Raw genomic sequence first — 21,944 nt, 5'->3', positions numbered from 1 at the left:
AGTTTGCTCTTTGATTTTCATTGAGTATAAGAAGTCCTTTTCCTTAAAGGAAGGGGCTTTTTACTTGCTTTTTTTCTGTTTCCTCATTTGTCCTAAAGCCTTTTTTGTGTTAAAATGAATGGTATGAAAGCTAAAAAAATGTGGATGGCAGGCTTGGCTCTGCTAGGTATTGGAAGCCTTGCCCTTGCTACGAAAAAAGTTGCAGATGACCATAAGCTCATGAAGACTCAGGAAGAGTTGACAGCGATTGTACGAGACTATTTCTCAGACATGGGGGAAATTGCGACCCTCTATGTTCAAGTTTACGAAAGCAGTCTGGAGAGCTTGGTTGGTGGCGTCATTTTTGAGGATGGCCGTCATTATACCTTTGTCTATGAAAATGAAGACCTAGTCTATGAGGAGGAAGTTTTATGATACAACCAGCAAGTTTAGAAGAATTGGCATCTTTAGTAGAAAAAGATGGCAAGAAGGTTTTCCTTTTTGTGGCGGACTGGTGTGGCGATTGCCGTTATATTTATCCTGCCTTGCCAGAAATTGAGGAGACCAATCCAGAGTTCACCTTTATTCGAGTGGACCGAGAACAGTACATGGATTTAGCCAAACTCTGGGATGTTTATGGGATTCCTAGCCTTGTTGTTCTAGAAAAAGACAAGGAAATCGGTCGTTTTGTCAATCGCGACCGTAAAAGCAAGCAACAAATTAATGACTTTTTAGCAGGACTGAAATAGGAGAAAATAGAAACAATGATTTTTACATATAACAAAGAACATGTCGGTGATGTCCTTATGGTCATCGTGAAAAATAGCGGAGATGCCAAACTGGATGTGGAGCGCAAAGGCAAGGTGGCTCGTGTTTTCCTCAAAGATAATGGGGAAACAGTGGCTTGGAATATTTTTGAAGTTTCAAGTTTCTTTGAAATTGCAGAGCGTGGTCAAGTCTTTTTATCAGATGAGCAAGTCGTTCGTTTGAACCAAGAATTGCAAACGGAAGGTTTTACAGAAGAAATTATCAATGACAAGGAACCAAAGTTTGTTGTTGGTGAAATTGTCGAGATGGTAGCTCATCCAGATAGTGACCACCTCAACATCTGCCAAGTTGCAGTCGCAAGTGATAAGACTGTACAAATCGTTGCAGGAGCTCCCAATGCGCGTGTCGGGTTGAAAACCATTGTAGCTCTTCCAGGAGCAATGATGCCCAAAGGCAATCTCATTTTCCCAGGCGAGCTTCGTGGCGAAAAGAGTTTTGGCATGATGTGTAGCCCTCGTGAATTGCATTTGCCAAATGCTCCGCAAAAACGTGGTATTATTGAATTATCAGAAGACCAAGTTGTCGGAACTCCATTTGATCCAGCTAAGCACTGGACTGCCTAAGAAGTTGTTAGTATCTGAATCACCAGATAGAAGGAAATAAGATGGCAAAAAATGTTGTGATTACAGGAGCGACATCAGGTATTGGTGAAGCAATTGCGCGTGCTTATCTGGAGCAGGGTGAGAATGTCGTTCTAACTGGACGACGGACAGACAGGTTAGAAACCCTTAAGTCGGAGTTTGCAGAAGCCTTCCCAAATCAAACCGTATGGACCTTTCCACTAGATGTCACGGATATGACTATGGTGAAGACTGTTTGCTCCAATATTCTCGAAACGATAGGTAAGATTGATATCTTAGTCAACAACGCCGGACTGGCTCTAGGTTTAGCACCCTATCAAGATTATGAAGAGTTGAATATGCTAACCATGTTGGATACCAATGTCAAAGGTTTGATGGCAGTCACTCACTGTTTCTTGCCAGCAATGGTAAAAGCCAATCAAGGACATATCATCAATATGGGCTCAACCGCAGGAATTTATGCCTATGCGGGTGCAGCAGTTTATTCAGCTACCAAGGCAGCGGTTAAGACCTTTTCAGATGGTCTGCGAATTGATACCATCGCAACGGATATCAAGGTGACGACTATTCAACCGGGAATTGTCGAAACAGATTTTTCTACGGTACGTTTTCATGGTGATAAAGAGAGAGCTGCGTCCGTTTACCAAGGAATAGAAGCCTTGCAAGCTCAGGATATTGCAGACACAGTAGTCTATGTGACCAGTCAACCTCGTCGTGTGCAGATTACAGATATGACCATTATGGCCAATCAACAGGCGACAGGTTTCATGGTTCATAAAAAGTAAAAAATTTCCTCGAAAAGTTACAAATTTCTGTAACTTTTTTGATTTTCTGCGAATAGATAAGTAGGAGGAAAAAATATGTATAATAAAGTTATCATGATTGGGCGTTTGACGTCTACACCAGAATTGCACAAAACCAACAATGACAAGTCAGTAGCGCGAGCAACTATCGCTGTGAACCGTCGTTACAAAGACCAAAATGGGGAGCGCGAAGCTGACTTTGTCAATATGGTTCTATGGGGCAAACTAGCAGAAAGCTTGGCCAGCTACGCAACTAAAGGTAGTCTTATCTCTGTGGATGGAGAACTTCGTACCCGTCGTTTTGAGAAAAATGGTCAGATGAACTATGTGACTGAAGTCCTTGTGACAGGATTCCAACTCTTGGAAAGTCGTGCTCAACGTGCCATGCGTGAAAATAATGCAGGACAAGATTTGGCGGATTTGGTTTTGGAAGAGGAAGAATTGCCATTTTAAGCATTAAAAAGTCTGAGTTGGTCTCAGGCTTTTTATATTGAGAAAGTCAGACTTTTTTCTTGACTATTTCTGACCAAGTGATACAATAGAACTATGAATTAGCACTCAAGTGTAAAGAGTGCTAATGATATCTATCTCATTATGGAGGAAATCAGATGTTGAAACCATTAGGGGACCGTGTGGTCTTAAAAGTAGAAGAAAAAGAACAAACTGTTGGAGGTTTTGTCCTCGCAGGTTCAGCCCAAGAAAAAACCAAAACAGCTCAAGTTGTGGCTACTGGACAAGGTGTTCGTACCTTGAACGGTGACTTGGTTGCTCCAAGTGTTAAAGCTGGAGACCGTGTCTTGGTTGAAGCACACGCAGGTCTTGATGTCAAAGATGGCGATGAAAAGTACATCATCGTAGGCGAAGCTAACATCTTGGCTATCATTGAAAAATAGAAGGAGAAAGTAAGTATGTCAAAAGAAATTAAATTTTCATCTGATGCCCGTTCAGCTATGGTCCGTGGTGTCGATATCCTTGCAGACACTGTTAAAGTAACCTTGGGACCAAAAGGCCGTAATGTCGTTCTTGAAAAGTCATTCGGTTCACCCTTGATTACCAATGACGGTGTGACTATTGCCAAAGAAATCGAATTGGAAGACCATTTTGAAAATATGGGTGCCAAATTGGTATCAGAAGTAGCTTCTAAAACCAATGATATCGCAGGTGACGGGACTACGACTGCAACAGTCTTGACCCAAGCTATCGTCCGTGAAGGAATCAAAAACGTCACTGCAGGTGCCAATCCAATTGGCATTCGTCGTGGGATTGAAACAGCAGTTGCTGCAGCAGTTGAAGCCTTGAAAAACAATGCTATCCCTGTTGCCAATAAAGAAGCCATTGCTCAGGTTGCTGCCGTATCTTCTCGTTCTGAAAAAGTCGGTGAATACATTTCTGAAGCCATGGAAAAAGTTGGTAAAGACGGAGTCATCACCATTGAAGAGTCACGTGGTATGGAAACAGAGCTTGAAGTCGTAGAAGGAATGCAGTTCGACCGTGGTTACCTTTCACAGTACATGGTGACAGATAGCGAAAAAATGGTGGCTGACCTTGAAAATCCGTACATTTTGATTACAGATAAGAAGATTTCAAATATCCAAGAAATTTTGCCACTCCTAGAAAGCATTCTCCAAAGCAATCGCCCACTCTTGATTATTGCGGATGATGTAGATGGTGAAGCTCTTCCAACTCTTGTTTTGAACAAGATTCGTGGAACCTTCAACGTGGTAGCGGTCAAGGCACCTGGTTTTGGTGACCGCCGCAAAGCCATGCTTGAAGATATCGCCATCTTAACAGGCGGAACAGTTATCACAGAAGACCTAGGTCTTGAGTTGAAAGATGCGACAATTGAAGCTCTTGGTCAAGCAGCGAGAGTAACCGTGGACAAAGATAGCACTGTTATCGTAGAAGGTGCTGGAAATCCTGAAGCGATTTCTCACCGTGTTGCAGTTATCAAGTCTCAAATTGAAACTACAACATCTGAATTTGACCGCGAAAAATTGCAAGAACGCTTGGCAAAATTGTCAGGTGGTGTCGCAGTGATCAAGGTCGGTGCTGCAACTGAAACTGAGTTGAAAGAAATGAAACTCCGCATTGAAGATGCCCTCAACGCTACTCGTGCAGCTGTTGAAGAAGGAATCGTTGCTGGTGGCGGAACAGCTCTTGTAAATGTTATTCCAGCCGTAGCTGATTTGGAATTGACAGGAGATGAAGCGACAGGACGCAATATTGTTCTCCGCGCCTTGGAAGAACCTGTTCGTCAAATCGCTCACAATGCGGGATTCGAAGGTTCTATTGTTATTGACCGCTTGAAGAATGCTGAAGTTGGTACAGGCTTCAACGCAGCAACTGGCGAATGGGTCAACATGATTGAAGAGGGAATCATTGACCCAGTTAAAGTGAGCCGTTCAGCTCTTCAAAATGCAGCATCTGTAGCTAGCTTGATTTTGACAACAGAAGCAGTCGTAGCCAATAAACCGGAACCAGCAGCCCCAGCTCCAGCAATGGATCCAAGCATGATGGGCGGGATGATGTAAAAGTAACTTATAAAAAACACAAAAGAAGGGAATACATATCCCTTCTTTTTATGATAATCACTTCTAAATTGGATTGAGCTCTCCTAACTTATATGATAAAATAAGACTAGAAAAAGGAGAAGAACATGATCGATGTAGAAGAAATTCTGAGCAAGATGAATCCCAATCAGAAGATTAATTATGACCGTGTCATGCAGAAAATGGTTCAGGTTTGGGAAAAAAATGAGGAACGTCCCACTATTCTCATGCATGTTTGCTGTGCTCCTTGTAGTACCTACACCCTAGAATACCTGACCAAATACGCGGATGTGACCATCTATTTTGCCAATTCCAATATCCATCCCAAGGCAGAATACCACAAGCGAGCTTACGTCACCAAGAAATTTGTTAATGATTTCAATGAGCGAACAGGAAATACGGTCCAGTACCTAGAAGCGCCTTATGAACCCAATGAATACCGGAAGTTAGTCAGAGGACTGGAAGAAGAACCCGAAGGTGGCGATCGTTGCAAGGTTTGTTTTGATTACCGTTTGGATAAAACAGCACAGGTAGCTATGGACTTGGGCTTTGACTACTTTGGTTCAGCTTTGACCATCAGTCCCCATAAGAACTCTCAAACCATCAACAGCATCGGAATCGATGTGCAAAAGATTTACACCACCCACTATCTTCCAAGTGATTTCAAGAAAAATCAAGGCTATAAGCGCTCGGTGGAGATGTGCGAGGAGTATGATATCTATCGTCAATGTTATTGTGGATGCGTCTATGCGGCTCAAGCTCAGAACATTGACCTTGTTCAGGTTAAGAAGGATGCCACGGCTTTCTTGTTGGATAAGGATGTTGAAAAAGACTATTCCCACATCAAGTTTACTGTGACTAAATTAGATATATAGAAATCAACCCAGCCGAAAAGCTGGGTTTTTCAAATAAAAAAACCAGGGCTCTCACCCCGGCTTGACAACTTTACCGATTCTTTAGTTCTATGTAGCGTTTGTACCAAATGTTGACATAGGCCTCTGAGAAAGGACCGCGTCCATTGTTGATCCAATCAACAAGGATTTTAACATGCTCTTTCAAAATATAGTCTAAATCATCAGAATACTTCATTTTGCGTTTATGGCGCTCATACTCTTCAACGTCCAAGAGACGCTTTTCACCATCAGTGAAGACCTTGACATCCAAATCATAGTCAATGTATTTCAGGGCTTCTTCATCTAGATAGTAGGGGCTGGCCATATTGCAATAGTAGGAAATCCCATTATCACGAATCATGGCAATGATATTAAACCAATATTTTTTGTGAAAGTAAACAATAGCCGGTTCTCGAGTCACCCAACGACGACCGTCACTTTCGGTAACAAGTGTGTGGTCGTTGACGCCGATAATGGCGTTCTCTGTTGTTTTTAGTACCATGGTGTCTCGCCAAGTACGGTGAAGACTCCCATCATGCTTATAACTTTGAATTGTAATAAAGTCGCCTTCTTTTGGAAGTTTCATAACTAACCAACTTTCTACAATTTATAAGTTTATCGTCTACTATTATATCATAAATTGGTCTAATTTTTTTGAATTTTACCTGAAAATGTTAAAGATATTCTCTGAGAGCGTTGGCTATATCCGAAAAATCATAGCCTTTTCTAGCTAAAACTTGGGTTAAACGCTGTTTAAGTTCGTATCCTTCATACTTTCGAGCATACTTAGCATATTGCTTATCGAGTTCCTTGAAGATGAGTTCTTGAGTCGTTTCTTGGTCAACTTGACTATCCAACTGGTCAAAGGCACTTTTAGCATCAGAATAGGAAAACCCCTTGTTGGTCAGATTTTGGATTATCTTATCTTGCAAGGCACGAGCTGGAAGTTTTCCCTCATATTTTTTCAATAGTTTATTAGCTACACGTTGAGTAACTTCAGAAAAATCAAATTCTTTCAAGTTCTCTTCTATAGTAGATTTTGAAATCCCCTTTTGTACTAGTTTCTGAGTCAGTACATAAGGTCCCTTGTCTCCTGAAAGTTGATTGGCATTGATGATAGCATAAGCGTACTGAGCATCATTAATCCACTTATCTTCTTTAAGATTAATAATGACTTGAGAAACGATGTTTTCATCAATATCGTATTTTTTCATATATTCTCTGACTTCTTTTTCGGTGCGTGCTTTAAAGGATAAGTGGTAGAGAGCTAGATTCTTACCGTAAGAAAATTGGGCAAAGTCCTGAATATCTTTCAATTCTTCTTTGCTTATCACCTTATCTCTTGATAACATAAAACGAACAATTGTATCTTCAGTAATATAGCATTTGTCACCATTATCAAGCTCCATCAGATAGAGTCTTTTTTTCTTTTCAAGTTTTGTGATTTTCATAGTTCTATTATAACTCAAAATGTGAGAAAAAGCTGAAACCCCTTGATATAGCCGTTTTTTGTCCCTTAATGATGAATTTTAAGAACTTTTTAGGAACTTTGTAGATTCTCAATGGCTTTTTCATAAAAGGAAGTCGCCTTTTTCTTATTGTCTTTGGATAGGTGACTATAGATGTCCATAGTCATTGAAATTTTAGAATGGCCTAGCCGTGTTTGGATTTCTTTATAAGGCAGGCCAGCATTAAGCAATAGACTAGCGTGGGTGTGTCGGAACGCGTGAAAACTCAAATGAGGACATCCAGCCAGTTTTAAATGCTTTTCTAGTCTGAATCTGAGCGCTCCAGCTTCTCTATAATTGTCAAAGGTATCAGAGAACACTTTTTCAAAATTTACCCCTATTTCCCTACCTATTTGGGATTGTCTTGCTTTATAGAGCCGAAGCATGAGTACCGTTTTGGTATCCAGTGCTATTTCTCTAATGCTACTTTTACTTTTAGGGCTAGTGATTTCCTTGAGGGTGTTTAAAGTCTTGGTAACTGAAATGCTACCGTTTTGTAGGTCAATATCAGACCATTTCAAGGCTAGACACTCACGAATACGCAAACCAGTCGCTAGAAGTGTCTTATATAGCACAGTATCGGAGAAATTTTTGTAAGTGTTTGGCAACTGATCCAGATAATCTAAGAATTTTTTCAAATTGTTGTCATCCAGATATTTCAGTTTTTGCCCTTCTTTGGGTTTGCGCCGTGGGACGATGATATCACTAGCTGGATTTGAAGCAATGACTTGCAAGGAAACGGCATAGGATAATATACGTTTATTTAAGGCATGGAGTTGGTTATATTGCTGATAACCTTTTCCTAGTTGATTGTAATCTATTGCCCACTGGTTTACCTGGTGCTGAATGATTGGGGGCGTTAGTTTATCTAGTTTGTAGTCTCCAAAGGCTGGTAGGAGATACTTTTTTATGTTGTTTTTTGCCCCTATAAGGGTGCTATGTTTGACTGTATGGCAATAATTTTCTAGCCAGAGTTCTGTTAATTCCTGATAGGTGGTAACGTTAACGGCTTTTGTGACTGTTGAGCCGTTTTTTTCAAACTCTACCTTGGCTTGGATAGCCTTGCTTTTGAGTCTGTTCTTAGTTCTGTCTGAAATAGTTGTCTTGACTTTCTTACCCGTTACGGTATCGATGCCAAGATAAACGCTGGAACGGTAAACTACTGATCCATCTTTCTTTTTGTACTCTGTAATCTTCATGGTTTTACTCCTTTTCCATCAGCAGGCAAGCAATTAGAAAAGATTTTGAGTTCATACCATGCGAGGAGCTACGAGAATGCCCCTTTTTTCGATTTTAAGCAGTCAGACGGTAAATTGTACCAGAACAAGAAATAAGGCGGATATGGGGCTTATATGGGCTTGTTTAATGAACGAGTTTATTTGATTGTTGCCAATTTGGAGGAAAGCCTAGTTCGTTTAAAAAGAAATTAATAGAGAGTGTATGTAAATGTTTAGAGAAGTCTTTAAATCGTGATAGAAGCGTATTATGTAGTTTAGCATACTCATTAGCGCTTAGGAAACATTGTAACGCAATCATGGTATGATAAGGACTACTTTTTGCGTCTGTATTCTTTATATTGTGTTTGTCGTGTAAATCAGGATAGTATTTTAAGCTATTTCTACACTTGAAACCATATAAGCGGTTATCGTGAGCGCAAACATTTCTAGTTTCTGCTAGGTTTTCAACAAAGGAAATCAGCATATCCCTAGTAAAAGTTTTCTTAATAGTGCAGTGTTCACTAATAAAACTGTAAGACTTCTTTGCAATTCTATCTTGTAGGGAGAGTGGCAAACTCTTTAAAATTGCGAGTATATCTCCAAAAGTCAAGTAATCCACGATTACCCAGAAAGGGACGTCATCATGTTTATTGAAATAGTGTTGTATGCTATTGCTTTTTCGGCTTGATTTATGTTTATCAATGATTTTTACGATTTGACGAATCACAAAAGGGACAGTTCTCTTGTTTTTCTTGTAGTCGTAGTTTTGGTAATCTAAGTAAAAATAAGGAGTAGTAGGGTAAGCCTCGGAAAAAACATAAGCTAATATAGATTTTATGTGTTTCTCAGCTTCTAAGATAGCTTTTAGGAAGGTGTATTTGATTTCCTTATCATAAAAGTATGTATAAGTAATTTCCGAGAAATTAGCACCTTGTATATAATTGTTGTGTTGATCAGTAAAATATTTACTGTAACCATTGATAATACTGTAGTAGTTATTTGTTAGTAGGTACTTTTTTGTTTTGGAATAGTCAGATATTACAAGCCCCCGTTTATGTAATAACTCTATTTGTTCTTGTATAGTCTTGAATGGTTTGGACAAAAAAAGGCACCTCCTAAATACATAGAAGGCGCTTTTTTCGCTATCCCGTTTCACTGAGAATTATCGGGCGCTATTCTCTTAAGTACCTTCATTGTATGATAATTTTAAATGTTAGTCAACACTTTTGTTCAAAATAATTGATTTTTCTTTACTTCGTTTTGTTGGGTAAAATCGGCTTTCTATTCTTCAATTTCCCCTGTTTTTGCACAATAGACCTTAGAAATAGGGGTTATATTGGCGAATATGGGGGAGTTTTTTAATTTACGATGATTTCTCCAACAGGGATAAAATCTTTTTGTTTTGAAGATTTTGCGATTAAGTCGTATTGATCAGCGGATTTTTCATATCCAAGGGAAAGAGTAGTATTGTCGTCTGGTAATTTTTTAGCAAACTCAGATATAGACATCCGAAATACGGTAATTGCATTTTGCTGATTAGTTGTAGCAGCATTTGAATTGATTGCGTCCATAGTCTCTTTTGCGCTATCTTTAGCCGTTCCAGTTAGCAAAATCATGATTGTATCATGCGGTTCGGATGAATCTGAATCGATTACGTTATTTTGAATTTTAACGCTTATTGCTCCAGTTGATTCAGGATCTAATTTTGATTTGATTTCAGAAATTAGATTGTCGTATTTACTGTTATCTACTTTGGTTTTAACGTTTGTTGAAGTAGTGTTTTTTTGCTCAGTTTTTGGTTGCTCCGAGCTATCTTTGGTAGCTGATTGATTGTTAGAGCAAGCTACTAGAACGGTAGCAGAAAGTAAAATAGCTGATGTGCTTAGTAATTTTTTCATAAGTAGTCTCCTATATGCTGATGTTTTAAAAGATGGGGGATTTTTATAGAATTTTTTCAAATACCATAGTGGCTTGAATGCGGTCGCCTCCACCTAAACCTTTACTTCCACCATTGGCAGTTGTGATTGTATGTAGGCGGTAGCCTTTTGCTACTTGGGTGTTAATGACGTTTTCTAATTCTGTCAAGTTTCCTGATCCAGTACCAAAAAATTTCTCTTTTAAGGTTACTTGAAGGACTACATAGTGTAAATCAGTAGCATTTGAGGCAGTTGAGTGAGTGCTAGCGTCTTTAATGTTATCAAAAAATCCCATGTTAGTTACTCCTTATTATACATATTTTTATTTTCTATTTATCTGACAACGATTTTAATAAGTTTAATACTATTTGCTTATCTTTGTGAGATAGGGATATGAAATCTACCAGTAATTGAGTTTCTTGAGGGTTCAATGTTCCAAGAGTAAATAGAAAATCATTTAGCTTTTGATCTGCTTCATTAATGATTCTATCATCTGATAAATATTTTTTTATTTCACGATTACTTAACTCATTAAAATTTGGAATGAGGCTTTTTAAAATTTCTTCACGATACTTACTTAAAAAATCTTCGTCCTTTAAGGTCAATAAATCTTCTTTGCCATCAGCTATTTTTAGTTCATAGTATGCTCTAAAGGCTTTAAAGAAAGCTTCCTCAGAACCGTCTTTTTGACTAAGTTCTTTTACTGTTTCAATAAAATTATCTTCATAGCCTAAAAGATGACCAACACTTACCCCAAAGTGGTCAGCGAGTAGCTGGGCTTTATCTGGTTTGATAGTATGTTTATTATTTTCCCAATTAGATATTACCATTTTGGATATTGGTTTTTCGTTTTCTTTTAGTTTTTCATTTATTTTTTGAGCTAATTCATCTTGAGTTATTCCCTCGTCGGTTCTTAGAATCTTTAGCCTATTTTTTATTGTTGACATTTTATCACCTCAGTTAAATTATAACCGTTAAAAAAACTTTTGTAAAGTTTTTGTTTATTTCCTCTTGACAAGTAAAGAAAAACATTATATACTTGGTTCAAGTAAAGATAAACTTTACAAACAAGAAAGGAGGGAACTGTATTGCTTATCACCTCAACACAAGCAAAAGCCATTCGCCGAAAGCAAGCAGACAAGAATTTGACTGCTAAAAAAGCCAGTGAGGAAATTGGAGTCAATCCAATTACTTACAGGAAAATCCGAGACGGTGGCGAAGTAAAGCCTAGCATTTATCAAAAAGCCATGCAGTGGCTTGCTGAAGATTATTAGAAAGGAGCGAACTAATCGCAATACTACTCTACATTTACAGATTTCTCATGTGGTGCTTTACCGCTGGAGATTGATGAACGGATCTAGCTAATTATTTACTAGACTACTTTGCTTGCTACCTATGGCAGTATTAAGGAACTATTCTCCTGAAGCATATCTCATGCTTTACCTTGGTACTGTTTTAGGTGGCAAGCACTGACAAAAGAAGAAAGGAGCGAACCAATGGAACTGGTTTACATGGATGGTGAGAAAGAGCCATACACCACGAGCGAGATTATCGCTGAATGTGCTGAAGTTACTCATCACACAATACAAGAACTTTTGAGAAAGCATAAAGCTGATTTTGAAAACTATGGAATTATCGCATTTGAAATGCGTAAATTAGACGGACGAGGGCGACCGATGAAAATTTATCGTTTGAACGAGCAACAGGCAACCTTGCTGATCACTTATCTAAAGAATACTGAACCAGTACGTCAATTTAAAATGAACCTAGTCAAAGCCTTCTTTGAAATGCGTGATGAACTTTCTAAACGTTATCTTCAAAGAGAACTGGAAAAGCCAAAGCGCAAGACCTTAACCGAAGCTATCAAATTATGGGAGAAAGCACCTCAGCATGCCTATAGCACTCTTACAAACCTACTGCTAAAGGGAGCGACTGGGAAAAACAAAGCCCAACTCATGCAAGAGCGAGAAAGTGAAAACGGTATTGACAGTTTAACAAGCACGGAACTGACAAACTATCAGCGCTTGGAAGATATGGCAATAGCGATGATCAACTTGAATATGAGATATTCAGAAATTAAAGAACTAATTTTTAAAGTATAGGAGTATAGAAAATGGAAAATGAATTTAAGACAGTTACAAATGCCAAGGGGTTAGAAATTCCCAAGTATTTCAAGGATTTTAAAAAGCTAGTTGAAATGGACAGACAACTAGCCGAATATCTTTGTATGAACTACGAGTTATTGGACAGTGAAGACCTAGGTGCATTTCTTGAAACGGTGGAGCAGGGATTCAGCTGGATTCTGGATCTTATCGAAAGTAAAGACTTGCTTTATAGCCCCCAGGCAGGGAAGAAAGTATGAAAGAAGGCAACAAAAAAAGTCACTTGCGGAGAGTTTGGCGACCGAAGCAAGCGACAAGATTCAGGGTATAGATATTTTTTCTATACCTTGATTATAGCATAGAAAGACAAGGTATACAATGGGAAAACAACATCAAGCAGTAAAATTCAAAGATATTGCTGAAAAATTGTCCGAATTAGAGGGCAAAAATTTAGAAGAAATCGCTGGAGTATTAGGCTATCGCAACTTGGAGAGTTGCAGGGTCAATCTTTACAACTTGAGACAAAACAAGCGTCTAGGATTTGAAGTGGAAAAAGGGGTGTACTCCAAGTTCGCACTCTTGGACGATTCGGTAAAAGAGGAACTGGAAGACAAGGAATTGTCAGACCGTGGGCGCTATTTGAAGAGCGTAGACCGCTATAAGGCAATGCTAAATGCCTTTTCTATCGCCTTTGATAGCACGGTCAAGGCGGAAACCAGACAAAAAGCAGAACACGACGGCTTGAAAGCCTTGGACAGAATCCCAGATAAGCACTACGCCCTACTTTATGACATGATGGAGGGCTAGGATGGAAGCAAAAACCCACTTCGCTAGATTCATGCGTAGAGGCATGGAGTTAGCAAGGCAATTACACAGCAAAGAAATCCAACGTGATGAATTTGATAGAGCCTGGAAAAGATTAGGCGATCAAATCGAAAACGAAACGAAGAAAAACTAAGAAAACCGAAGTGCAGGCAAGCAATTAGAAAAGGTTTTGAAATCAAGTGCTGACACGGTGATTCTAAGCACTTGTTTAGCAAAAATGTGGGTGATTACCCACGAAACATCACTACAAGCGTTCGTCAACTTGGGGCAAAAGCCCAGCGTTTGGGGTGGTGTCAATCCTGTATAGTAAACGACAATTAAAAGGCCATCAGGGCAATTACACAAACATAGAAACAAAGGCAAAAAACATGACAGAAACAACATACGATATTATCGCTAAAAGCTTGGATAGAATTAGTATGGAATTACACCAAGCAGACGAAAACAATGATTTTTTAAGAATAGGACTCTTATCAGGACAATTAAAAGCTATCAAAGAAAATTTACACCGCTTACTTTGGATCGAACTTCCTGAATTGAATGACCGCCATAAAATCGAGGCAGTCTCTAAAAGCACTACTAGAATGTTTTTCAACCCTGGTATTTTTGAAATGGACGCTATGCGACAAGCATTCTTTAAACGCCAAGCCAAGCACTTTTTTGACAACGAAGCAGAGCAACAGTCGTATATAGAGCATGCTGAAAAGGAGTATTTAGAGGCTACTGTAACCTTAAAAGATATTCTTTTTAACTCTAAAAATGGAACTCAGAAAGTAAATAAAAGTTGTCTTATAGAGAAGTTTGAGGAGGCAATGCAATGACACTAGACCTAGACAACATGACACAAGCAGAATTTGATGAAGTAATTGCTGAAATCAAGGCAGAACGCCCCAACCTCTTCCAGTTTATCACTGATTTTTTAGATAGAAAGGTAACACCCGAAGAGGTGGATGAGTTTTTGAAGATGGAGCGAACTAATCAAGTGGAATATATCAAGAATTACAAAGCGAGGGCATAGCATGAATGAACTAGATTTAAGCAATACACAGGCGCTTATTTTTACCGTGATTTTGATTGGCCTTCTCATTTACCTGAACCACCGAGACCGCAAAAAGAGCGCTCAAATAGAGCGAGAAAATAAACTAGCGTTACAATGTAGCAGTGATGTAACACCCAGCGAGAATTTAAGTCCTGATTATGGGTGTTATATTCAACTTGCAGGGGTGAGACCGTGGAGGTGACGACATGTTTGAAAGGATGATTGAAGAACTTCAAATAAAAATATTAGAAGCTTTAGAACGTTACCTAAAAAGTCATGAGAAAACACCTCCCCGAATCATTGGGTTGATTTCTGCAAAACGAGTACAAGAAGAGTTAGATATAAAATACCTGACCTTGCAAAAATGGGAAAGAATGGGCTTGAAACGCTATCAGCCTCCTGGAGACGATAGCAGAAAAGTTTATTATAAAGTGGACGAGATCCGTAAGTTTATGGGGGTGGGAGAATGAGAGTGATAGAGTTAACCTTGTCTAGTGACAAATTGGCCTTATTTGGCTTTCTCAAGTCTACCCCTACCCAAGCTTGGAAGAATGGGAATCACTTCAAGTTTATCTATTTTGAACCGATTGGCGAAGCGCTGACAGATTTCCACTATAAAGGTTTGTATGTGGCAGTTAAAGACGAAAGCGAGGAAGTAGAGGGCTGGAGGTTAGTTAGAGACTTGGAGATAGTTTTGGCTAGTTCTGACTTGCTGATGATCCTGAAAGATTTAGAGGTAAATAAATTGACAGAGCAACGGCAGGGGCTTGGAGTGGAGTTAAAAGGATGGGTTTTTGACCTGATTTGTAACGGCATTTATACCAGGTATGAGACTTCACTTTTTGTCCGCTTGCTATTTGTGAATGGCTACAGTTTTAGTCAGCTGGTGGATTTGTTTTCAGCGATCGTTAAACGCAAAGACCTAGCAAGCTATTTTCTAGAAGTAGCGACAAAATTCTATAAGGAGGTGGCTTTTGAATAGCAATGACATTGTAAATAAAATAATTGAAGATGATCAGAAACAAGCACCGCCTACCGTGGTGGACTTGACCCAAGCAAGGGAGACCAACGAGGAAAACAATAGCCTGAATTTGGCAAAGAGAGCAAGAGGTGGCGGATTTGATAGAGGTTTAGACAATCTGAGAAAGATTTTGGGCGGAGATAGCAAGCTAAAAGGGGCGATACAGTATAACACTTTTACATATGAAATTGAAGTGACTAGACCAATGAAGCTAAATGGTAGAACATTGAGCGGTGCAATCGATGACCTGATTATCAGAGAGATTAGGGCTTATATTGCTACCAAGTACAAGCTGGACTATAAAAAGCCTGATATAGCTGATTTTTTGGAGATAGTAGCTGGAGAACATAGCTACAACCCTTTAAAAGACTATCTGGAATCTTGCGAAAGCGAGTATAAAGAGTTAGTGAATCAGCGTGATCCCTTTGATATTTTAAGGCATTATCTCAATATCAAGGATGATGAATATAACCGTATTATCATGGACTTGTTTTTCCGTGGAGCGGTTGCCAAGGTGTTTGATCCTACTGTTAAGTTTGACTTTGTACTGGACTTGACTGGACGACAGGGAGTGGGAAAGACCCAATTTTTTGAGGGGCTTTTCACTCACAAGTATTTTACAACTGTTGAGACCTTCACAGACAAAGATGATAAGGCTAGAATGGTCAGAAACTGGTGTGTATTTGATGATGAGATGGTGGCCAGTAAAAAGGCTAGTTTTTCAGAATTGAAGAAATTTATCACAGAAACCAAGCTAGAGTTTAGACCGCCTTACGCTTCCAGTGACAGGCGGCTCCCTAAGAGTTTTATCATTGTCAGAGCAACCAATGACCATGATTATTTAAACGACTTGACAGGGGAAAGGCGCTTTCTGGTTGCTGAGGTACACAAAGATACCGCCTATAAGGGCAGGAAGTGGACAGAGAAAGACCGTAGACACTTTTGGGGTGCTATGGTGATGGCTTGGAGAGCTAACCAAGTCTTGAACCTGACAGACGAGCAGGAAAAGCTAGTAAATGAGGTTAGAAGCCGTTACAAGTTTGTAGATGAAACCCTTGAGGATTTGGAGCGCTATTTAGGCACTCCGTACCCAAAAAGAATGTATCAGTTCCCGATGACCGACAGAACGCGATACTATTATATCTGTGATATGATGAACGAGGGATACTATAGAAATAACAGGGGTGGAACAGTTGAACTTGACACAGACACTTATGGTGAACTGGTAGATAGGGATAAGATGACTATTAACCTATTTTTTCAAGAGGTGTATTTGACTGACAAAGTACCGCCAAAGGATAAGGCTAAGGTTAAAAAGTATATGCAAAACCGAGACGGCTGGGAACATAGGCGATCAACAAGATTTGGTAAAAGTATTAAACCAGCTTACGTTAAAAAAATGTAGTCAGTGTAGTTTATTTTTAAAAAGTGACTACATTTTAAATAGGAAGAAAACCCTTGATACATAAGAGATTAGAAAAAAGTGTTGTTTTTACTATTTTACTGACTACACCCCTAAAACCTTGGTATTATTGACTTTTATATAAAAATGTAGTTATTTTCTATTTATTAAAGAGTATATGAAGATAAGAGATAAAAGGCGTTTATTGTTTATTTTTTTGGGAGCAAGGTGACTACATGACTACGCATGGTGAAAAACCTTGTGACTGTAAGGCGGAGAGCGTAGTCACTAGATATCCCAAAATGACTACACTTTTTGGAATCGCGAGGAGGAAGCCTAAAAAGGAATGAGATTAGTAACTTAAATGAGTAACTTTTAAGACTGAAATCATACTTGTATTTTACATAATGAGAAAATGTAAATAGGAAATCACAAAAATAGCCCTCCCCCCTTGATAGACAAGGCGAGAAGGGAGATCACTTAAATTTAACAGAATAGAAGATATGTTAAATATATGGCACCAAAAAAGAGAGGAAAAACAGATGAATCAAAGCAAAGATTACACTCCATTTCTACAGGATAACTTTATTATTTTTAACAAAGATGGTATAATAGAGATGAGGAAAATACCAGACTTTGGAAGCGTGGTATTTACTAGTCAAGATGGTAACATTGTCCAGATTGAAACAACAATTAAAGAAAGATAGCTGACTAGACAACTAGAGGCGTAACATTAAAGCTAAGTAGCTTTTTTGTTGCGTCTCTTTTTGTTTTGAGAAAGAGGAATTAATGAGGAATAAAGACCCAGTAGAGAGTTGAAACCAATAAGCACAATCACAAAGAAATGAGGAATAAAAGAACATGGAAACATTACAAACTATTGAAACTAAAATTGACAAACTGATTGAACAAAATAAGAAAGATATTGAGACGACTGAGGCGGAACTGGTTAAAGCAAACCAAGCTGTTTCAGACGCTCAAGCCAAACTTGTACAGGCTCAAAAAGAAATCAACTCAGAAAAATATGTTGAAGCAAAAGGTGACTTATGGACGGCAGAACGTACAAAGGAATTTCACGAAGGACGTTTGAAAGAATTAACTACAAATCCAATGATTTCTTACGATGAATACCATACTATGCTTACAGACATTTATAGATTGGCCGACGAACAACAAAATACTTTCTTTACCCCAGCAGTAGCCAAACTAATGGAAATTGTAAAGCTGGGTGATGAGTCCGCCAAAGAAGTTGGTAAAGTAAACGAGATAATTAGAAAACTTGAAAAAGAGATTTCTAAGAATATAGAAGATTATAAAAGGGACAAAAACGGTGCATGGCTTAGTGGGCCATTTTCAAGTTTATCTTATTCTCCAAGAAACGCTTTACATGCCTATCAAGATAATTTAAAAGAAATAGCAGAGAGTTTTAAGAAGGGTCAAGGTTAAAAAATCCCCCTCCCCCTTCCATTTATCCCCCCACTAACAAATAGAAAGATGAGGTATATAGAATGACCCTACCTACTGGTAAGATTGATTTAAACGAATATGGAAATCATTTAGCTGAAAAGGCTAGTGAAATTTATGAAGAGAGAGGAAAGCGAGTAACTCAGCGCTTAGATAATCTTAGAGAAGAAGCATTATCAAGAGCTGGCAAGTGGCAAACTGTCCTAGATCGTTCTGGTGAACTATTAAAAGAACAGAAGGAAAGAAAGAGAGGTCAAGAGATTGAACGCTTGACGGAAGAGAAGCGGAAGGAGATTGATAGAGAAGTTAGCCAGCGCCTATCAATGCCTGACGAACACCAGCAAAAACTCAACAAAGGAATGAGTGAAATGCTGAAAGATTTATTTTAAAGACTCCACAAAAAAATTAAAAAAATTTTTTTAATAAAGTGAATCGGAAAAAATATTTTTTGTGAAAGGGATTGGAGAAGCAAGGGAGAAGGTGGGGGGATGACCCCCTCCCCCTCGGTGCTTCAGGGCTTCACACCGTCACTGTACATTTTTTCTCGCGAGCGAGAAAGACAAAAAGGAGTAAATAGAATTGAATGAAACCACTTTAACTAGAAAATGCTCCAAGTGTCATGAGACTAAAGAATTATCTAGCGAAAATTTTTATAGGAAGCATTCTGACAAAAAGGGCTTTTTAACAGTTTGTAAGTTATGTAATAAAAAGAAAGACGCAGAGCGTTACCAAAAGAAAAAAGACAAGATATTGACCCAAAAGAAACGATACTATAGACGGCAGAAAGAGCGCTTAAATGACCACTGACGAGGTAGAGAAGAAACTAAAAAGCATAAAGGAGCTTGATAGAGTGATTCATGAATTAGAGTTAAAAATCAGAAACCTAGAAAATGGTTATACACCTTCATCGTTACAACTTGGGAAACGAGTGAGAGCCAGCAAAAGCAATAGTACAGAAAATAGGCTTATACATAGTTTACAATTGAAAGATAAGGCTATGAAGCAACTCCAAGCAGTTACTAGCGAGCGTACTAAGATACTGGAATTAATAGAAAATCTTGTAGAACCAGATGAATGGTTAGTTATTACTATGCTATTTGTCCAACATTATACAATAACAAAGGTTTGTAGAGAGTTAACAATTGGAAGAGGCAGCTTTTACCGAATTAAAAAAAGCGCTATAGAATACTTGGCCAAGGTAGAAGGAGTAAACTAATGGAGCTGGATAAGTTTAAAACGATGATGAACGTTAGAAAGCGGATGACTTACTTTCTGAGATTCCAGAGGATGGCAGGACGTGAAAACCATGTTACGATAGATGAACAGGCTTGGAAACTTGTCTTACCTGATCAGTGGAATTTGACTAGTAAGCATGAAAAAGTAATCAGAGAGGGTCTAGAAACATTTGTCCATGATATCAATAGGATAGAGAATGAACGTGCTAGAAAGTGTTTTATCATTCATTATTGCTACATGAGAAGACAGACGGCAAGTGAATGTGCTAAGATTGTTGGGGCTAGTTCAACTAGCTATCAGAGATACAAACAGATAGCCGTCTTAAACTTTGCGAGAATCCACGAGAACGGAGAACTAGAAGCCTATAAGTAGCTATCAGCTGAATAATTGTAGTCTAGGGCGCCCCAGTTTAGGAGAGGTCTTTATACTGCTATTGTAAAAAGAGGGAATCGGTTAATTTATGCCACGCAAAAAAGGAACTGACTTAGGCGCCAACCTAAAATAGGCTATTGGGTGCCAAATCAGTTCCTTTATACTTAAGTATACAACATTCGTACAAGAAAAGCAAAAGAAGTGAGGCGATAAAATATTGACTAGTAGGAACAGACTGCTATCAATTACTATAAACCGTGTCGAATTAGAGGAGTTTTTTGCTTGCCTATATCCGCAGGCGCTAAAAAACGGAAGACATGGTATAATAGTACCAGGTAATAAAAAAAGCACGTTTGACCGTGCTAGTTTCTTGCCTGCTGAACTCATCATATAGTATAGTGGCTCCTTTATGGGGCTTTTTTTGTGAACATTTTTAGGAACTTTTAAAGAATTTAAAGAAAATATAAGGAAATATGATTTTAAAGAAAATCAGGAATATCAAGGCCTTTACTTACTAATGAAATATAAAAATCAAGCGGTAGCGGAATAACTCAAAATGTGATAAGATAGGGGTATGAATCTGAAAGTGAAACAAAAAATACCATTAAAAATCAAGCGCATGGGAATTAATGGTGAGGGAATCGGCTTTTATCAAAAAACATTAGTCTTTGTGCCGGGTGCTCTCAAAGGTGAAGATATCTATTGTCAGATTACTTCTATTAAACGTAACTTTGTTGAGGCAAAATTGCTGAAGGTCAACAAGAAGTCTAAATTTCGAGTTGTGCCAGCTTGTACTATTTACAATGAGTGCGGAGGCTGCCAAATCATGCACCTGCATTATGATAAGCAGCTGGAGTTCAAGACGGACTTGCTTTATCAAGCGCTGAAAAAATTTGCCCCTACAGGATATGAAAACTATGAAATTCGTCCGACAATTGGTATGCAGGAACCAAAATATTACCGTGCTAAGTTACAATTTCAGACTCGAAAATTTAAAAATCAAGTCAAGGCGGGCTTATATGCACAAAACTCCCACTATTTAGTAGAGTTGAAAGACTGCCTAGTACAAGATAAGGAAACTCAAGTGATTGCTAATCGTCTAGCAGAATTACTAACTTATCACCAGATTCCAATCACGGATGAGAGAAAAGTTCTAGGTGTTAGAACTATAATGGTTCGACGAGCAAGAAAGACTGGACAGGTTCAGATTATTATTGTTACAAATCGTCAGCTTAATTTAACCCAACTAGTGAAAGACTTAGTTAAAGATTTTCCAGAAGTTGTGACAGTAGCTGTGAATACAAATACAGCTAAAACCAGTGAGATTTATGGTGAAAAGACAGAGATTATCTGGGGAGAAGAGAGTATTCAAGAAGGTGTACTCGATTATGAATTTTCACTATCTCCTCGAGCATTCTATCAACTAAATCCTGAACAAACAGAAGTCCTCTATAGCGAGGCGGTAAAAGCGCTGGATGTTGATAAAGAAGACCATTTAATTGACGCTTATTGTGGAGTTGGAACGATTGGATGTGCCTTCGCAAAGAAGGTTAAAACACTCAGAGGTATGGATATTATTCCAGAAGCCATTGAAGATGCCAAGCGAAATGCTAAAAGAATGGGATTTGACAACACACATTACGAAGCAGGAACGGCAGAAGAGATTATTCCTCGTTGGTACAAGGAAGGCTACCGAGCAGATGCTCTGATAGTAGATCCACCACGTACAGGTCTGGATGACAAGTTATTAGATACAATTCTTACCTATGTACCAGAAAAAATGGTTTATATTTCTTGCAATGTTTCGACCTTGGCTCGTGATTTAGTGCGCTTAGTAGAAGTCTATGATCTTCGTTATATCCAGTCGGTCGATATGTTTCCACATACAGCTCGAACGGAAGCAGTTGTAAAATTAATTAAAAAAGTTTAAAAAAGGTGTTGACAAGTTTGAAAAAGTCTGTATAATAGTAAGAGTTGAAAATAACAACTCCGGTCCGTTGGTCAAGGGGTTAAGACACCGCCTTTTCACGGCGGTAACACGGGTTCGAATCCCGTACGGACTATGGTATGTTGTGGTTGAGGCACTTGATGAAAAAAAGATTAAAAAAGTTTCAAAAAAGTGTTGACAAGAAAAAGCAGCTGTGATATACTAATACAGTTGTCACTTGAGAGAAGCAAGTGACAAAGACCTTTGAAAACTGAACAAGAC

Annotated in this window: 32 protein-coding genes and 1 tRNA gene; 26 read left to right on the top strand and 7 right to left on the bottom strand. The window is 38.6% G+C overall.

Going from position 1 to position 21,944, the window contains the following annotated elements:
- Positions 1 to 114 precede the first annotated feature (114 nt).
- The 8 genes from HMPREF2764_RS00770 (at position 115) to HMPREF2764_RS00735 (ending at position 5,615) form a co-directional block, all read left to right on the top strand.
- Complete coding sequence (locus HMPREF2764_RS00770; RefSeq protein ID WP_050267582.1) at positions 115 to 414, top strand: DUF4651 domain-containing protein; 300 nt, start codon at positions 115 to 117, stop codon at positions 412 to 414.
- The gene (locus HMPREF2764_RS00765) at positions 411 to 728 is read left to right on the top strand and encodes a thioredoxin family protein (RefSeq protein ID WP_070526434.1); all 318 of its coding nucleotides are present in this window, start codon (positions 411 to 413) and stop codon (positions 726 to 728) included. Before HMPREF2764_RS00770 ends, HMPREF2764_RS00765 begins: the two co-directional genes overlap by 4 nt.
- A 15-nt stretch (positions 729 to 743) precedes the next feature.
- Positions 744 to 1,370 (top strand): YtpR family tRNA-binding protein, encoded by a 627-nt coding sequence (gene ytpR, locus HMPREF2764_RS00760; protein WP_070526431.1) that lies wholly within the window; start codon positions 744 to 746, stop codon positions 1,368 to 1,370.
- A gap of 41 nt (positions 1,371 to 1,411) precedes the next feature.
- Positions 1,412 to 2,173: an SDR family NAD(P)-dependent oxidoreductase gene (locus HMPREF2764_RS00755; protein WP_070526428.1), complete on the top strand. Its 762-nt coding sequence runs from the start codon at positions 1,412 to 1,414 to the stop codon at positions 2,171 to 2,173.
- A gap of 75 nt (positions 2,174 to 2,248) precedes the next feature.
- Positions 2,249 to 2,644, top strand: a complete 396-nt coding sequence (locus tag HMPREF2764_RS00750; RefSeq protein WP_000282464.1) for a single-stranded DNA-binding protein — start codon at positions 2,249 to 2,251, stop codon at positions 2,642 to 2,644.
- 155 nt (positions 2,645 to 2,799) lie between these two features.
- Positions 2,800 to 3,084, top strand: coding sequence for a co-chaperone GroES (gene groES / locus HMPREF2764_RS00745; RefSeq protein WP_000917337.1), 285 nt, complete (start codon positions 2,800 to 2,802; stop codon positions 3,082 to 3,084).
- 15 nt (positions 3,085 to 3,099) lie between these two features.
- On the top strand, positions 3,100 to 4,722 hold the full coding sequence (gene groL / locus HMPREF2764_RS00740) for a chaperonin GroEL (RefSeq protein WP_070526425.1): 1,623 nt from the start codon (positions 3,100 to 3,102) through the stop codon (positions 4,720 to 4,722).
- A 125-nt stretch (positions 4,723 to 4,847) separates the two neighbouring features.
- Entirely contained in the window at positions 4,848 to 5,615 is a 768-nt protein-coding gene (locus HMPREF2764_RS00735; RefSeq protein WP_000567558.1) for an epoxyqueuosine reductase QueH, read from the top strand.
- Between the two features lie 70 nt (positions 5,616 to 5,685).
- On the opposite strand, the gene HMPREF2764_RS00730 is transcribed toward HMPREF2764_RS00735, so the two are convergent.
- From HMPREF2764_RS00730 to HMPREF2764_RS00700, 7 genes are all read right to left on the bottom strand, one after another.
- Positions 5,686 to 6,219: a nucleoside tri-diphosphate phosphatase gene (locus tag HMPREF2764_RS00730; protein ID WP_000775318.1), complete on the bottom strand. Its 534-nt coding sequence runs from the start codon at positions 6,217 to 6,219 to the stop codon at positions 5,686 to 5,688.
- 88 nt (positions 6,220 to 6,307) lie between these two features.
- Positions 6,308 to 7,084, bottom strand: a complete 777-nt coding sequence (gene recX / locus HMPREF2764_RS00725) for a recombination regulator RecX (RefSeq protein ID WP_070526421.1) — start codon at positions 7,082 to 7,084, stop codon at positions 6,308 to 6,310.
- A gap of 89 nt (positions 7,085 to 7,173) precedes the next feature.
- Entirely contained in the window at positions 7,174 to 8,340 is a 1,167-nt protein-coding gene (locus HMPREF2764_RS00720) for a tyrosine-type recombinase/integrase (protein WP_070526417.1), read from the bottom strand.
- 163 nt (positions 8,341 to 8,503) lie between these two features.
- Entirely contained in the window at positions 8,504 to 9,460 is a 957-nt protein-coding gene (locus tag HMPREF2764_RS00715; protein WP_070526414.1) for an Abi family protein, read from the bottom strand.
- Positions 9,461 to 9,716: 256 nt separating this feature from the next.
- Positions 9,717 to 10,256 (bottom strand): hypothetical protein, encoded by a 540-nt coding sequence (locus tag HMPREF2764_RS00710; RefSeq protein WP_070526410.1) that lies wholly within the window; start codon positions 10,254 to 10,256, stop codon positions 9,717 to 9,719.
- Positions 10,257 to 10,299: 43 nt separating this feature from the next.
- The gene (locus tag HMPREF2764_RS00705; RefSeq protein WP_033676327.1) at positions 10,300 to 10,569 is read right to left on the bottom strand and encodes a hypothetical protein; all 270 of its coding nucleotides are present in this window, start codon (positions 10,567 to 10,569) and stop codon (positions 10,300 to 10,302) included.
- A 34-nt stretch (positions 10,570 to 10,603) separates the two neighbouring features.
- Complete coding sequence (locus HMPREF2764_RS00700) at positions 10,604 to 11,221, bottom strand: helix-turn-helix transcriptional regulator (RefSeq protein WP_070526407.1); 618 nt, start codon at positions 11,219 to 11,221, stop codon at positions 10,604 to 10,606.
- Positions 11,222 to 11,362: 141 nt separating this feature from the next.
- Here HMPREF2764_RS00700 and HMPREF2764_RS00695 point away from each other — a divergent pair, with 141 nt between their 5' ends.
- The 18 genes from HMPREF2764_RS00695 to HMPREF2764_RS00610 all read left to right on the top strand — a co-directional run bounded on the left by HMPREF2764_RS00695 (position 11,363) and on the right by HMPREF2764_RS00610 (position 21,798).
- Positions 11,363 to 11,548, top strand: coding sequence for a hypothetical protein (locus HMPREF2764_RS00695; RefSeq protein ID WP_070526404.1), 186 nt, complete (start codon positions 11,363 to 11,365; stop codon positions 11,546 to 11,548).
- 222 nt (positions 11,549 to 11,770) lie between these two features.
- Positions 11,771 to 12,376 (top strand): Rha family transcriptional regulator, encoded by a 606-nt coding sequence (locus tag HMPREF2764_RS00690; RefSeq protein ID WP_070526401.1) that lies wholly within the window; start codon positions 11,771 to 11,773, stop codon positions 12,374 to 12,376.
- An 11-nt stretch (positions 12,377 to 12,387) separates the two neighbouring features.
- Complete coding sequence (locus HMPREF2764_RS00685; RefSeq protein WP_070526398.1) at positions 12,388 to 12,636, top strand: hypothetical protein; 249 nt, start codon at positions 12,388 to 12,390, stop codon at positions 12,634 to 12,636.
- Between the two features lie 118 nt (positions 12,637 to 12,754).
- Positions 12,755 to 13,183 (top strand): hypothetical protein, encoded by a 429-nt coding sequence (locus tag HMPREF2764_RS00680; RefSeq protein WP_000517935.1) that lies wholly within the window; start codon positions 12,755 to 12,757, stop codon positions 13,181 to 13,183.
- 1 nt (position 13,184) lies between these two features.
- Complete coding sequence (locus HMPREF2764_RS10100) at positions 13,185 to 13,334, top strand: hypothetical protein (RefSeq protein ID WP_000387644.1); 150 nt, start codon at positions 13,185 to 13,187, stop codon at positions 13,332 to 13,334.
- Between the two features lie 235 nt (positions 13,335 to 13,569).
- Positions 13,570 to 14,022 (top strand): hypothetical protein, encoded by a 453-nt coding sequence (locus HMPREF2764_RS00675; RefSeq protein WP_070526394.1) that lies wholly within the window; start codon positions 13,570 to 13,572, stop codon positions 14,020 to 14,022.
- Positions 14,019 to 14,219: a hypothetical protein gene (locus tag HMPREF2764_RS00670; RefSeq protein ID WP_070526391.1), complete on the top strand. Its 201-nt coding sequence runs from the start codon at positions 14,019 to 14,021 to the stop codon at positions 14,217 to 14,219. Before HMPREF2764_RS00675 ends, HMPREF2764_RS00670 begins: the two co-directional genes overlap by 4 nt.
- 1 nt (position 14,220) lies before the next feature.
- A complete protein-coding gene (locus HMPREF2764_RS10220; RefSeq protein WP_070526387.1) occupies positions 14,221 to 14,442 on the top strand; it encodes a hypothetical protein in 222 nt (73 codons plus the stop codon).
- A gap of 4 nt (positions 14,443 to 14,446) precedes the next feature.
- Positions 14,447 to 14,710: a hypothetical protein gene (locus tag HMPREF2764_RS00660; RefSeq protein WP_070526384.1), complete on the top strand. Its 264-nt coding sequence runs from the start codon at positions 14,447 to 14,449 to the stop codon at positions 14,708 to 14,710.
- On the top strand, positions 14,707 to 15,222 hold the full coding sequence (locus HMPREF2764_RS00655) for a hypothetical protein (protein ID WP_070526381.1): 516 nt from the start codon (positions 14,707 to 14,709) through the stop codon (positions 15,220 to 15,222). The genes HMPREF2764_RS00660 and HMPREF2764_RS00655 overlap by 4 nt, the downstream gene beginning before the upstream one ends.
- Positions 15,215 to 16,666, top strand: coding sequence for a virulence-associated E family protein (locus tag HMPREF2764_RS00650; protein WP_070526378.1), 1,452 nt, complete (start codon positions 15,215 to 15,217; stop codon positions 16,664 to 16,666). The genes HMPREF2764_RS00655 and HMPREF2764_RS00650 overlap by 8 nt, the downstream gene beginning before the upstream one ends.
- 500 nt (positions 16,667 to 17,166) lie before the next feature.
- The gene (locus HMPREF2764_RS00645; RefSeq protein ID WP_070526374.1) at positions 17,167 to 17,370 is read left to right on the top strand and encodes a DUF2292 domain-containing protein; all 204 of its coding nucleotides are present in this window, start codon (positions 17,167 to 17,169) and stop codon (positions 17,368 to 17,370) included.
- Between the two features lie 154 nt (positions 17,371 to 17,524).
- Positions 17,525 to 18,109 carry a hypothetical protein gene (locus tag HMPREF2764_RS00640; protein WP_070526371.1) on the top strand — a complete coding sequence of 195 codons (585 nt, stop codon included), beginning with the start codon at positions 17,525 to 17,527 and terminating at the stop codon, positions 18,107 to 18,109.
- Positions 18,110 to 18,171: 62 nt separating this feature from the next.
- Positions 18,172 to 18,516 carry a hypothetical protein gene (locus HMPREF2764_RS00635; RefSeq protein ID WP_070526368.1) on the top strand — a complete coding sequence of 115 codons (345 nt, stop codon included), beginning with the start codon at positions 18,172 to 18,174 and terminating at the stop codon, positions 18,514 to 18,516.
- Between the two features lie 407 nt (positions 18,517 to 18,923).
- On the top strand, positions 18,924 to 19,343 hold the full coding sequence (locus tag HMPREF2764_RS00625; RefSeq protein WP_070526362.1) for a DUF1492 domain-containing protein: 420 nt from the start codon (positions 18,924 to 18,926) through the stop codon (positions 19,341 to 19,343).
- A complete protein-coding gene (locus tag HMPREF2764_RS00620; RefSeq protein ID WP_070526358.1) occupies positions 19,343 to 19,735 on the top strand; it encodes an ArpU family phage packaging/lysis transcriptional regulator in 393 nt (130 codons plus the stop codon). The genes HMPREF2764_RS00625 and HMPREF2764_RS00620 overlap by 1 nt, the downstream gene beginning before the upstream one ends.
- A 574-nt stretch (positions 19,736 to 20,309) precedes the next feature.
- Positions 20,310 to 21,665, top strand: coding sequence for a 23S rRNA (uracil(1939)-C(5))-methyltransferase RlmD (gene rlmD / locus HMPREF2764_RS00615; protein WP_070526354.1), 1,356 nt, complete (start codon positions 20,310 to 20,312; stop codon positions 21,663 to 21,665).
- Between the two features lie 61 nt (positions 21,666 to 21,726).
- A tRNA-Glu gene (locus HMPREF2764_RS00610) sits at positions 21,727 to 21,798 on the top strand.
- Positions 21,799 to 21,944 lie beyond the last annotated feature (146 nt).

Source organism: Streptococcus sp. HMSC073F11 (assembly GCF_001810785.1).
GTDB lineage: Bacteria > Bacillota > Bacilli > Lactobacillales > Streptococcaceae > Streptococcus.
This window is presented reverse-complemented; position numbering and strand designations above follow the sequence as displayed.